The organism is Methylobacterium sp. 37f, assembly GCF_023093475.1.
Taxonomy (GTDB): domain Bacteria; phylum Pseudomonadota; class Alphaproteobacteria; order Rhizobiales; family Beijerinckiaceae; genus Methylobacterium.
In genome coordinates, this window is record NZ_JAGHKN010000004.1 from 16,001 (window position 1) to 28,106 (window position 12,106).

Sequence of the window (12,106 nt, forward strand, 5' to 3'; positions counted from 1 at the left end):
GTCCTAGGACCCGGCGGGACTTTTTCGTTGCTCGATCCTCTGCGCGCCGCAGGCAAAGCTCGGATCGGGAACGACGCGCGACGAGGGGTTCGACGCAATGACATCCATCGAGCGGTGACGGACATCCGTCGTTCGACAGGCACGGACGTTGCGGTGTGATGTGCTGTAAACTTGAAATCTTATGTTGTTGAAGACAAGTTCTTGTTTTTGATGATTCCCCCTATAGGCTGCGTTATTCGAAGGACGCACGATATATTTACCGATTGGTCTGTCAGATAGCCGGCGTGGCAGAATGCCAGGGTGTTCGAGCGCGGGACGAGAGATCAGCCTTGATCAGGAACGAGCTCAGCTCCGTCGAGGCGATCATCGAGCGCGATCGGGCGCGCGAGGTCCTGCGGGGCATGCGCCCGACGCTGATCGCGAACGTGTTCGTCTCGGTGTCCCTCGGCGGGATGATGTGGGAGCTGGTTCCTCGCGCGCTGATCCTCGCCTTCGTCGGCGTCAACGCCCTGCTCAACTTCTCCCGTGCCCTGATTGCCGCCCGATGGCTGAGGCTGAGCCACGCGGACCGGTACCCCGACCGGGTCCTGGACTTCGCGTGGATCGGCGCCCTGCTCTCGGGCCTGTGCTGGGCCGGTGCCCTGATCGGCCTCGCGCAGAACGGACACACCCAGTCGGTGGCGGTCGCCCTGGCCTTCTGCAGCCTGAATGCCGGGGTCATCCAGAGCAAGGTGTCCCGGGCTCCCGCCATCGCCTTCATGCTTCCGAGCCTCTCGGTCCTCACGGTGCTGTTCCTCGTCGAGGGATCTCTCAGCGCGCAGATCATCGCCGTGAACCTGATCATCCTCGCGGTGCTGATGATTCGCGGCGCGACCGACCAGGAGGCGCATTACCTGGAATCGAGCCGCCTCAAGCTGGAAGCCACCGCGCTGGCCGAATCGTTGAAGGCCGCCAATCTCGCCGCCGAGCAGGCCCTGCGCCGCCTCGAATATTCCGCGTCCCACGATCACCTGACCGGCCTGTTCAACCGGGCGGCCTATCAAGCCGCCTTCGAGGCACGCCTGGGGAATGGGGCGGCGGATCGGGAGGAGTTCTGGATCCTGCTGATCGACCTCGATCGCTTCAAGGGCATCAACGATACCTTCGGGCATGCGGTCGGCGACGCGGTCCTGGTCGAATCCGGTGCGCGACTGAAGCGGATTCTCGGCGCGGAGGCCGTGGTCGCGCGTCTCGGAGGCGACGAGTTCGCCGCCCTGGTCCCCGGTCCGCCCGGCCGGGACGACGGGCCGAGGCTGGCGCGGGAGATCGTGGCGCAGCTTGCCGTGCTCGTCACGGCGTCCGGCCAGACCGTCCAGGCGGGGGCCAGCGTCGGCATCGCCCGCTACCCGGGTGACGCCGACACCCTCGTAGACCTGCAATGCCATGCCGACCTGGCCCTCTATGTCGCGAAATCGAAGGGCCGTGGCGCTTGGTGCCGGTACGAGGAGGCCATGTACCGGGTGGCGCGGATCAAGCGGGAGATCGAGCGCGACCTCGCCGGCGCCCTGGAGAGCCGGGCGATCCGGGCCTGGTTCCAGCCCCAGGTCGAGAGTCGGACCGGCGCGGTGGTCGGGGTCGAGGCGCTGCTGCGCTGGAACCATCCGAAGCTGGGGTGGGTGTCGCCCCCGGACGTGATCGCGGCTGCCCTGGCGACGCGCCAGTCGCGCGCCGTGATGCAGGTCATCCTGCGCGACGGCTGTCGTATGGCGCAGCAGCTCGATGCCGCCGGCCATTCCCACGTCCGTGTCTCGATCAACATGTCGCCGAGTGAATTCGGCAGCTATCCCCTCGCCGCGATGGTCGCCGCCGAACTGGCGGCCCACCAGGTCGCGCCGGCGCGCCTCGCGATCGAGATCACCGAGGAGGCGGTCTATTCGAGCGAGCGGGGCGGGGCGGACGTCGAGGCGCTGATCGGGATGGGGGTCGGCATCATCGTCGATGATTTCGGCGTCGCGTACTCGTCGATCGGAGCCCTGCGCAACCTGCGCTTCGACTGCCTGAAGATCGATCGGAGCTTCATCAAGAACCTCGTCGACGAGGAACGGGACCGCCTCCTGATGAAGGCCATCCTGGCCTTCGCCCGGACCCTCGGGGTGACGGTGGTGGCCGAAGGCGTCGAGACCCGCGCCCAGTTCGACATCCTGAAGCAGCTCGGATGCCCGATCCTTCAGGGCTACCACTTCGCCGGCGCCATGCCGGAGCCGGCCGCGCTGGACTGGGTCGCCCACAACGCCGCCCTGCGATTCGGATTGTCCCGGGACGAGGGCTGGTTCGTCACGGGCCGCCGACGCCTCGCCGTGCAGGCCTGATCACCGATCGTCCGGTCGGTGGTGACGGATTCTGCTCCGAAAACGACGGAAGGCCCGCGCGATATCCCGTGCGAGCCTTCTCGTATCCGGCGGACGCGCGCGCGATGCGCCCGTCAGATGTTCATCGGATCCTGCTGCGATCTTACGCGGCAGCGTTCTTGGCCGCGCTCTTGGCGGCCTTCTCGGCCTTGCGGGCGTCCTTGTTCGCCTTCGAGGCATCGGCCTTGGCGGCCTTCTCGGCGGGGCGATCGGCGCGCTCGACGATACGGGCGGACTTACCGCGACGGTCGCGCAGGTAGTACAGCTTGGCGCGACGCACCTTGCCGCGACGGACGACGGCGATCGAATCGATCAGCGGCGAGTAGAGCGGGAACACGCGCTCGACGCCTTCGCCGTAGGAGATCTTGCGGACGGTGAAGCTCTCGTTGAGGCCGCCACCGGAGCGCGCGATGCAGACGCCCTCATAGGCCTGCACACGGGTGCGCTCGCCTTCCTTCACCTTCACGTTCACCGTCACGGTGTCGCCGGGCTGGAAGTCGGGGATGGTCTTGCCGAGCGAAGCGATCTGCTCCTGCTCGAGCTGCTGGATGATGTTCATCGATGATATCCTGCCGGTGCGCGCCCGTGATCCCCGGATGGGACCGCGTGCGTCAGGATTTCGGCATCCTGTTTTGAATTGAGGCGGGCCATACACGAGGTGCGGCCCCTTGTCCAACCCGGTCCCGGCGGTTTCGGGGCGGGCTCTGCGCAGCCCGCACGGTTGAGAAAATCGCCGCTCCGGTCCACATGGAGAGGGCGGCGGAGCCTTCCGGCGTCATTCCCGGCCGGCCTTGAACCGGCGCAGCGGACGAGGATCTTTCTGAGCCATGTTCATCCAGACCGAAGCCACTCCGAATCCCGCCACCCTGAAGTTCCTGCCCGGCCGCGTGGTCCTGACCGAGGGCACCTTCGAGGCGCGCGACGCCGAGGCCGCGGCCCGCTCGCCCCTGGCGACCCGCCTGTTCGACGTGCCCGGCGTCTCGGGCGTCTATCTCGGGCACGATTTCATCTCGGTCACCAAGGCCGAGGACGACAATCTCTGGCCGCAGGTGAAGCCGGCCGTGCTCGGCGCGATCATGGAGCATTTCCAGTCCGGTGCGCCGACCCTGGCCGAGGGCCACGTCGTCGGCAGCGAGGATGCCGAGGAGTTCTTCGATCCGGCCGACCTCGAGACGGTCGAGACGATCAAGGACCTGCTGGAGACCCGCGTTCGTCCGGCCGTGGCCGGCGACGGCGGCGACATCACCTTCCGGGGCTACAAGGAAGGCGTGGTCTACCTTGAGATGAAGGGCGCCTGCTCCGGCTGCCCGTCCTCCACCGCCACGCTGCGCAACGGCGTGCAGAACCTGTTCCGGCACTTCCTGCCGGAAATCCGCGAGGTGCAAGCGATCTAAGGCCGACGATCCAAGGTCGACGATCCGAGGTCGAGAAACCGCCCGTTCGGCGCAAAGCCGCAACAGGTCTGAGCGAATGTGTCCCTGACGGCCGCTCCGCTCTGCCGGAGCGGCCGTTTTTGTCTTAACGTCAGGCCGTCCCGGGACGCAGGCGCGCTCCGGGGCCGCGGCACGATCGGGAGTGAGTTTGCGTATCCTCGCCATTGACACGGCGCTCGACGCCTGTTCCGTCTGCATCGCCTCGGATGCCACCGACGATCTCCTCGCCCACGAGTCGATGGTCCTCGGTCGCGGCCATGCCGAGGCCCTGCTGCCGATGATCGAGCGCGTGGTCGCCCGGGTCGAGGGCGGTTTCGAGGCGCTGGACCGCGTCGCCGTGACGGTCGGGCCGGGCAGCTACACCGGGCTGCGGGTGGGGCTTTCGGCCGCCCGCGCCATCGGTCTCGCCACCGGCATTCCAGTGGTCGGCGTCACCACCCTGTCGGCCCTGCTGGCGCCGCTGCTGGCGCTCAACGGCGAGGGCCTGATCGTCGCCGCCATCGACGCGCGTCACGGCTCGGTCTACCTCCAGGCGATGAGCATGACGGACGGCATCGTGGTGCCGCCGAGCCACGTTCCGGTCGCGGAGGCGGCGGCGATGCTCGATGGCGTCGTGACGCTGGTCGGCTCCGGTGCGCCCCTGATCGCCGCCGCCGCCAAGGCCCGCGGATTCGCCGTCGAGGTCGCCGGCACCGGGGCCGCCGAGATCGGCTGGATCGCCTCGCTCGGCATGCTCGCCGATCCGGCCCAGGCCTTGGCCCGGCCGCTCTACCTGCGTGGCCCCGACGCCCAGCCGCAGGATCATGCGAGGCTTGCGCGCCGATGACCCGACCCCTGACTCCCTTCTGGCCCTTCGAGGTCTGGTCCGCCTGGTGGGAAGCCTGGGGCACGGCGCCCTACGTGACCGTTCTGCGCGATTCCGGTCAGGCCCGGGCGCTGGCCCGCATCCACGCCACCGCCTTCGCCCGCCCCTGGGACGCGCACGAGTTCGAGCGCATGCTGTGCGAGCGTTCCACCGAGGCGCATGCCCTGTGGAAGAACGGTGCGATCCAGGGCTTCGTCCTGTCGCGCCGCGCCGCCGACGAGGCCGAGATCCTCACGGTGGTGCTGGCGCCGGGCGTGCGCGGCGGCGGCCTCTCGCACAAGCTGGTGAGCGCGCATCTCCAACACCTGGCCCAGACCGGCATCCGCACCGTCCACCTGGAGGTCGACGAGGGCAACGCCCCGGCGCTGAAGCTCTACGCCCGCCACGGCTTCCGGCAGGTCGGCGAGCGGACGGGCTACTACACCCGCGCCGACGGCCAGCGCGCGACCGCTCTGACCATGACGGCGGTGCTGGCGTGATCCGGCGCCACGGCGCCTGAGCGCGCGATGACCCGCGTCGGCACGGCGATCCGGCTCCTCCTCTGCGCGCTCCTCTTCGGCGCGATCGTCGGCCCCCACCTTCTCAGCCTGCGCTTCGGGCGCGGACGGATCGCGGCCTGGATGCCGGTGCTGTTCCACCGCGCCTTCCGGATGCTGTTCGACCTGCGGGTGACCCAGAGTGGCACCCCGCCCGAGCCGGGCGAGCCGGCCCTGGTGCTCGCCAACCACGTGTCCTGGCTCGACATCCTCGTCCTCGGCTCCCTGCGGCCGCTCTCCTTCGTGGCCAAATCCGAGATCGCCGGCTGGCCGGTGGTCGGCACCCTGGCGCGGCTCCAGCGCACGGTCTTCATCGACCGGACCCGCCGCGCCGACACCGCCAGCGTCAACGCCACGGTGGCGCGCCGTCTGGCGGGGGGCGATCTCATCGTGCTGTTCGCCGAGGGCACCACGGGCGACGGGACCCGGCTGCTGCCGTTCCGCTCCTCGCTCGTGGGCGCCGCCCGCGCGGCCGTCGCCGGAGAGGGCCCGGCCCGCATCCGCCTGCAGCCGCTGGCGCTCACCTATCCGCGCCGGAACGGCCTGCCGGTGGTGCGTGCCGAGCGCCCCGAGATCGCCTGGTACGGCGACATGGACCTCGCGCCCCACCTCGCCAGCTTCCTGGCCGGCGGTCCCCTCGACATCCACGTCACCTGGGGCGCGCCGATCGCCTTCGAAGCCGGCACCGACCGCAAGCGCGCCACCGCCCTGGCCGAAGCTTCCGTGCGCGAGGCGGTCCAGCGCGGCACGACCGGACGCCCGCCCCTCGGGCCGGTCTGGTGTGGGCGCCGCCCCGCCGGAACGCGCTCCAGCACGAGCCTGCCGGGGAGGGAGTTGCCGATCCACCAGGGCATCGCGACGGCGGCGCCGATCCGTGCTATGGGCGGCCGCACATCCTCATCCTCGGAATCGGACTGTTGAAGAAAGCCTACGTCAAATCCTACGGCTGCCAGATGAACGCCTACGACGCCGCCCGCATGGCGGACGTGCTGGGCGCCGAGGGCTATGCGGCCACCGACGTGGTGGAGGACGCGGATGTCGTCATCCTCAACACCTGCCACATCCGCGAGAAAGCCGCCGACAAGGTCTATTCGGAGCTTGGGCGCCTGCGTGTGCTGAAGGGTGAGCGGGCGCAGGCCGGACGCGACACCAAGATCGTGGTGGCGGGCTGCGTCGCCCAGGCCGAGGGGGCCGAGATCCTGGCCCGCGCCGCGACCGTCGACGTGGTGGTGGGGCCGCAGAACTACCATCGCCTGCCGGATCTGCTGGCGCGCTCCGCCACCGGGCGCGTGGTCGACACCGAGTTTCCGGTCGAGGACAAGTTCGACCATCTGCCGGCCCGCCGGACCCACGGCGTCACCGCCTTCCTCACGGTGCAGGAGGGCTGCGACAAGTTCTGCGCCTTCTGCGTGGTGCCCTATACCCGCGGCGCCGAGGTCTCGCGTTCCGTGGCGGCGATCCTGGCCGAGGCCGAGAAGCTGGTGCGCGGCGGGGTGCGCGAGATCACGCTGATCGGTCAGAACGTCAACGCCTATCACGGCCTCGGGCCGGACGGCGAAAGCGCGACCCTGCCGGTGCTGCTGCGGGCGCTGGAGCGGCTGCCCGGTCTGCTGCGCCTGCGCTACACCACCAGCCATCCCAACGACATGGACGACGACCTGATCGCCGCCCATGGCACGATCCCGGCGCTGATGCCGTACCTGCACCTGCCGGTGCAGTCCGGCTCCGACCGGGTGCTGCGGGCGATGAACCGCAAGCACAGCGGGGACGCGTACCGGCGGATCATCGAGCGGGTGCGGTCGGCCCGGCCCGACATCGCCCTGTCGTCGGACTTCATCGTCGGCTTTCCCGGCGAGACCGATGCGGAGTTCGAGGAGACGATGCGCCTGGTGCGCGATATCGGCTTCGCCAGCGCCTTCTCGTTCAAGTACAGCCCGCGTCCCGGCACCCCGGCCGCCGACAGCGTCGATGCCGTGCCGGAGGCGGTGAAGTCCGAGCGCCTGGCCGCGCTCCAGGCTTTGCTCGACGCGCAGCGGCACGCCTTCAACGCCTCGGCCGTCGGCCATGTGGTCGAGGTCCTGGTCGAGAAGGTCGGGCGCCATCCCGGCCAGGTCGCCGGCAAGACGCCTCATCTGCTGCCGGTGCAGTTCGATGCGCCCGCCTCGACCATCGGCACGGTGGTGCCGGTGCGGGTGGTGCGGGCCGGCTCCAACAGCCTGTTCGGCGAGGCGGTCGGCGACACGGCGGCGGCCGCTTGAGCGCTCGGAGCGCAGCGGCGGCGCCTTCTGTCGCCTGTCGGGCGATACGCCGCGCCGGGGAATCGCTGGACGTGGCGCAACGAATTCCGATGTCAGGGGCTTCTCCGGACACGCGGTGCGAAACGGCTTCGCAGCCTGCGATCCGTCCCGGACGGCAATGAAGGACAACGGCGTGCCAGGAACTGAAGGGTCGGGCGGACGTGGCGGCGCTCTGCGGGGGCGCGGCCCGGCGGCGCGGATCGGGGGGCCGGTCGAAACCGAGGAGGTCGCGCTGACCTTCGACGACAACCGCCTCGCGAGCCTCGTCTTCGGCCAGTACGACCAGAACGTCGCCCATATCGAGCGCCGTCTCGGCGTCACCGCCACGGCCCTCGGCAATCATCTCGTGCTGAAGGGCAGCGTCGAGGCGGCCGAGAAGGGCCGCAAGGTGTTCGAGCGGCTCTATGCCCGGGTCAAGACCAACGGGCTGCCGCTGACCCTCGGCGACGTCGACGGGGCGATCCAGGAAACGACGCAGCAGGGCAACCTCTTTCCCGCCGCCGAGGTCAGCGCCGAGCCCGACCGGGCTGTGTTCGACCAGATCGCCACGCGCAAGCGCGGCGCCGTGCGCGCCCGCAACCCCGCGCAGGACGCCTACATCAAGGCCCTGCGCAGCCACGAACTCGTCTTCGCCGAGGGACCGGCCGGGACGGGCAAAACCTGGCTCGCCGTGGGCCATGCGGTCTCCCTGCTGGAGCAGGGCCATGTCGAGCGCCTGATCCTGTCGCGCCCCGCCGTCGAGGCCGGCGAGCGCCTGGGCTTCCTGCCGGGCGACATGCGCGACAAGGTCGATCCCTACCTGCGGCCGATCTACGACGCGCTCTACGATTTCATGGAGGCGCGCCACGTCGATCGCGGTCTGCAGACCGGCATCATCGAGATCGCGCCGCTGGCTTTCATGCGCGGGCGCACCCTGACCAACGCCGTGGTGCTCCTCGACGAGGCGCAGAACACCACCTCGATGCAGATGAAGATGTTTCTGACCCGGCTCGGTGAGAATTCCCGCATGATCATCACCGGCGATCCGAGCCAGATCGATTTGCCGCCGGGCCAGAAATCCGGCCTCGTCGAGGCCGTGCGCGTGCTCGACGGCGTCGAGGGCATCGGCCGCATCACCTTCCGCGACGTCGACGTGGTGCGCCACGACCTCGTCCGCCGCATCGTCACCGCCTACGAGGCGGCGTCGCACGGGGAGGGCGATGCCGACCGGGCGCCCCTATCCCGCCGGAGGCCCCTGTCGTGAACGCTGCCGTTTCGGCCGAGATCGACGTCGCGGTCGAGGACGCGCGCTGGACGAGCGTGGCGCCGGATCTCGAAGCGTTCGTGATCCGGGCCGTGGAAGCCGCGCTCGCCGCCGCCCCCGAGGCGCCGGAGGGCGAGGTCGAGATCAGCGTGCTGCTCACCAACGATGCGGCGGTGCAGGACCTGAACCGGACTTGGCGCGGCAAGGACAAGCCGACCAACGTGCTGTCTTTCCCGGCTGCGCCCCAGCCCACTCATCCGGGCGTGCCGCGTCCGCTCGGCGACGTCGTTCTTGCGTATGACACGATGCTGCGCGAGAGTGCCGAGCAGTCGAAGCCGCTCAGCGACCATCTGGCCCATCTCCTCGTCCATGGCACCCTTCACCTCCTCGGTCAGGACCACGAGACCGGCGAGGCGGATGCCGAGGCGATGGAAGCCCTCGAAGTGGCGGCGCTTCGGACCCTTGGCGTGCCCGACCCCTATGCTGCAGAGACCTGCACGGAGTGAGCGGCGATCCCGCCCGACATCCCAGATCAGAGAGACATGACGAACGATCGAAGTCGCGGCGCGGCCCAGGCCGCGCCCAGTTCCGGCGATGGTGAGAACCAGGCCCGCGAGCCCTGGTACGACCGCCTCCTCCACGTGTTCCATCTTCGCCCGCGCGATTCGCTGCGCGACGACATCGAGGGCGCGCTGGCCGAGCCCGACACCGGCGAGAACGCGTTCTCGCCCCTCGAACGCGCCATGCTGAAGAACGTGCTCGGCCTGCACAAGGTGCGGGTCGACGACGTCATGATTCCCCGGGCCGACATCGTCGCGGTCTCGATGGACACCAGCCTCGGCGACCTGCTGAAGCTGTTCCGAACGGCCGGGCATTCCCGGCTTCCGGTCTACGGGGAAACCCTCGACGACCCGCGCGGCATGGTCCACATCCGCGACTTCGTCGACCACATCGCAGCCCGGGCCGAGGCCGGCAGCCGCCGTGCGGCACCGACGCAGCCGGAGGGCGAGGCCGCCCCGGTCCTGCCGCCGCGGGCCCGCCGGGGCGCCCGCGCCCTGCGCAGCCTCAACCTCGCCCAGGTCGACCTCTCGGCGACGCTGGCGGCGACCCGCATCCAGCGCCCGGTGCTGTTCGTGCCGCCCTCGATGCCGGCCATCGATCTGCTGGTCCGGATGCAGGCGACGCGCACCCACATGGCCCTCGTGATCGACGAGTATGGCGGCACCGACGGCCTGATCTCGATCGAGGATCTGGTCGAGATGGTGGTGGGCGACATCGAGGACGAGCACGATGTCGCCGAGGGTCACCTGATCCAGCGCGTCGACGGCGAGAGCGACGTGTTCGTCACCGATGCCCGGGCGGGCCTCGCTGAGGTCTCCGCCGCGAGCGGCGTCGACCTCGTGGCGGCGGTCGGCGAGATGGCCGAGGAGATCGACACCATCGGCGGCCTGATCGTGACCCTGGCGGGGCGCGTGCCCTCGCGCGGAGAGCTGATCAGCGGTCCCGGGAACCTCGAATTCGAGGTGCTCGACGCCGATCCGCGCCGGGTGAAGCGCCTGCGCCTGCAGCGGGGGGATGCCCGCATCACCGCCGTGGTTCCGCTGGCCCTGCCGGCGCCCACGCCGCCCGGATCGCCGGCCCCGTGACGGGTTTCGCATGACGTCGAGCGTCGTGGGACGCGCCGGTTACGGAGCGGCGACGGGGCCGCTCGTCGCCCTCGCGCAGTGGGTGATGCTGACCGCCGGCTGGCGCCGCATCGCCGTCGCCATGGCGGCCGGCGCCGCCGGCGCCCTGGCGATGCCGCCCTTCGGGCTGTTTCCCGCCCTCGTCGTATCCCTGTGCGTCGCGGTCTGGCTGATCGATGGCGCCGCCACCGGACGCCGGGCCACGCGCGGGGCCGTCCTCGCCAGCGCGGTGATCGGCTGGGCCTGGGGGTTCGGCTATCTCACCGCGGGTCTGTGGTGGCTCGGATCGGCTTTCCTGGTGGAGGCCGAGGAGTTCCTGTGGGCGCTGCCCCTGGGTGTCGTCGGCCTGCCGGCGGTACTAGCCCTGTTCTACGCCCTCGGCTTCGGGCTCGCCCGGCTGCTGTGGTCGCGCGGGGCACTGCGCATCGTCGCCCTCGCGCTTGGCCTGTCCGCCAGCGAGTGGCTGCGCGGGCATCTCTTCACCGGGTTTCCCTGGAATACGCTCGGCATGGCGCTGGGGCAGAACCTGTGGCTGATGCAGGGCGCGTCCCTGGTCGGCCTCTATGGCCTGACCCTTCTGGCGATCCTCATCGCGGCCGCCCCCGCGACCCTGGCGGTGGCGGACAGCGCGCGCGGACGCTTCGGGCCGCTGGTCCTCGCCGGCTTCGCCCTGGCGGCCCTCGCGGGATTCGGCGCCGCGCGGGTTCCAGCCGCCGCCGATCCGATCGTGTCGGGCGTGCGCCTGCGCCTCGTTCAGCCGAATCTCAACCAGGACGCCAAGTTCCGGCCCGAGAACCGTCAGGACATCCTCGACCGCTACCTTGAACTCAGCGACCGCGCCGCCGCGCCCGACCGCACCGGCATCGCCGACGTCACGCACGTGATCTGGCCGGAATCAGCCTTTCCGTTCCTGATCCAGCGCGATCCCGAGGCCCTGGCCCGGATCGCCGCCGCCTTCCCGCCGGGCAAGCAGCTCATCACCGGGGCGGCGCGGGCCGAGGTGCCGGTGGGCGACGCGCGTCCGCGCTTCTTCAACAGCATCCTGACGATGTCGGCCGGGCCGAAGCTCGGCGACATCTACGACAAGGTCCACCTGGTGCCCTTCGGCGAGTACCTGCCCGGCCCCCTCGATGCGACCCTGCGCGCCCTGCACATCCGGCAGTTCGTCTCGATCCCGGGCGGCTTCACCGCGGGCGACCGGGCGACCCAGCGGATCATGACCATTCCGGGCCTGCCCCCGGTGGCGGCGACGATCTGCTACGAGGCGATCTTTCCGGGCGCGATCGTGCCGGGCGCCACGCCGAACGGGCCGCCGCCGGTTCCCGGCCTGATCCTCAATCTGACCAACGACGCCTGGTTCGGCGACACGCCGGGGCCACGCCAGCACCTCGCCCAGGCGCGGCTGCGTGCCGTGGAGGAAGGGCTGCCCCTGGTGCGCGACGCCAACACCGGCATTTCGGCCGTGATCGACGCCCATGGCCGCATCACCGCCAGCCTGCCGCTCGGCGTCGAGGGCGTGCTCGATGCCAACCTGCCGGCCCGCCTCTCCGGGCGGACGCTCTATGCCAGCCTCGGCGACCTGCCGTTCGGGCTGGTCTGGATCGGGGGTTTCCTCACCACCCTGGCGGTACGGCGGCGTAGCGCGTGAAGACGACATCTC

General features: G+C 70.2%; 11 protein-coding genes. 10 read left to right on the forward strand and 1 reads right to left on the reverse strand.

What is annotated here, in order from left to right:
• Positions 1 to 329: 329 nt before the first annotated feature.
• Positions 330 to 2,348, forward strand: a complete 2,019-nt coding sequence (locus tag J7U37_RS03830) for an EAL domain-containing protein (protein WP_247634866.1) — start codon at positions 330 to 332, stop codon at positions 2,346 to 2,348.
• A gap of 142 nt (positions 2,349 to 2,490) precedes the next feature.
• Here J7U37_RS03830 and rplS read toward each other — a convergent pair whose 3' ends face one another.
• Positions 2,491 to 2,946, reverse strand: coding sequence for a 50S ribosomal protein L19 (gene rplS, locus J7U37_RS03835; RefSeq protein ID WP_247634867.1), 456 nt, complete (start codon positions 2,944 to 2,946; stop codon positions 2,491 to 2,493).
• 268 nt (positions 2,947 to 3,214) lie between these two features.
• Here rplS and J7U37_RS03840 point away from each other — a divergent pair, with 268 nt between their 5' ends.
• From J7U37_RS03840 to lnt, 9 genes are all read left to right on the forward strand, one after another.
• Positions 3,215 to 3,781 (forward strand): NifU family protein, encoded by a 567-nt coding sequence (locus J7U37_RS03840; protein WP_056189523.1) that lies wholly within the window; start codon positions 3,215 to 3,217, stop codon positions 3,779 to 3,781.
• Between the two features lie 187 nt (positions 3,782 to 3,968).
• On the forward strand, positions 3,969 to 4,646 hold the full coding sequence (gene tsaB, locus J7U37_RS03845; RefSeq protein ID WP_056189520.1) for a tRNA (adenosine(37)-N6)-threonylcarbamoyltransferase complex dimerization subunit type 1 TsaB: 678 nt from the start codon (positions 3,969 to 3,971) through the stop codon (positions 4,644 to 4,646).
• Entirely contained in the window at positions 4,643 to 5,164 is a 522-nt protein-coding gene (locus J7U37_RS03850) for a GNAT family N-acetyltransferase (protein ID WP_056189516.1), read from the forward strand. The genes tsaB and J7U37_RS03850 overlap by 4 nt, the downstream gene beginning before the upstream one ends.
• Positions 5,165 to 5,191: 27 nt before the next feature.
• Positions 5,192 to 6,142: a lysophospholipid acyltransferase family protein gene (locus tag J7U37_RS03855; protein ID WP_247634868.1), complete on the forward strand. Its 951-nt coding sequence runs from the start codon at positions 5,192 to 5,194 to the stop codon at positions 6,140 to 6,142.
• Positions 6,139 to 7,479: a tRNA (N6-isopentenyl adenosine(37)-C2)-methylthiotransferase MiaB gene (gene miaB / locus J7U37_RS03860; protein ID WP_247634869.1), complete on the forward strand. Its 1,341-nt coding sequence runs from the start codon at positions 6,139 to 6,141 to the stop codon at positions 7,477 to 7,479. Before J7U37_RS03855 ends, miaB begins: the two co-directional genes overlap by 4 nt.
• A gap of 172 nt (positions 7,480 to 7,651) precedes the next feature.
• The gene (locus J7U37_RS03865; RefSeq protein ID WP_247634870.1) at positions 7,652 to 8,761 is read left to right on the forward strand and encodes a PhoH family protein; all 1,110 of its coding nucleotides are present in this window, start codon (positions 7,652 to 7,654) and stop codon (positions 8,759 to 8,761) included.
• On the forward strand, positions 8,758 to 9,267 hold the full coding sequence (gene ybeY, locus J7U37_RS03870; RefSeq protein ID WP_247634871.1) for an rRNA maturation RNase YbeY: 510 nt from the start codon (positions 8,758 to 8,760) through the stop codon (positions 9,265 to 9,267). Before J7U37_RS03865 ends, ybeY begins: the two co-directional genes overlap by 4 nt.
• A 36-nt stretch (positions 9,268 to 9,303) precedes the next feature.
• On the forward strand, positions 9,304 to 10,407 hold the full coding sequence (locus J7U37_RS03875) for a hemolysin family protein (protein WP_247634872.1): 1,104 nt from the start codon (positions 9,304 to 9,306) through the stop codon (positions 10,405 to 10,407).
• 10 nt (positions 10,408 to 10,417) lie between these two features.
• Positions 10,418 to 12,094, forward strand: coding sequence for an apolipoprotein N-acyltransferase (gene lnt / locus J7U37_RS03880; RefSeq protein ID WP_247634873.1), 1,677 nt, complete (start codon positions 10,418 to 10,420; stop codon positions 12,092 to 12,094).
• Positions 12,095 to 12,106 lie beyond the last annotated feature (12 nt).

Excerpts from the sequence above, each read along its gene's own strand:
- rplS (WP_247634867.1), bottom strand. The coding sequence starts at position 2,946 with ATGAACATCATCCAGCAGCTCGAGCAGGAGCAGATCGCTTCGCTCGGC.
- J7U37_RS03840 (WP_056189523.1), top strand. The coding sequence starts at position 3,215 with ATGTTCATCCAGACCGAAGCCACTCCGAATCCCGCCACCCTGAAGTTC.
- J7U37_RS03850 (WP_056189516.1), top strand. The coding sequence starts at position 4,643 with ATGACCCGACCCCTGACTCCCTTCTGGCCCTTCGAGGTCTGGTCCGCC.
- J7U37_RS03855 (WP_247634868.1), top strand. The coding sequence starts at position 5,192 with ATGACCCGCGTCGGCACGGCGATCCGGCTCCTCCTCTGCGCGCTCCTC.
- J7U37_RS03875 (WP_247634872.1), top strand. The coding sequence starts at position 9,304 with ATGACGAACGATCGAAGTCGCGGCGCGGCCCAGGCCGCGCCCAGTTCC.
- lnt (WP_247634873.1), top strand. The coding sequence starts at position 10,418 with ATGACGTCGAGCGTCGTGGGACGCGCCGGTTACGGAGCGGCGACGGGG.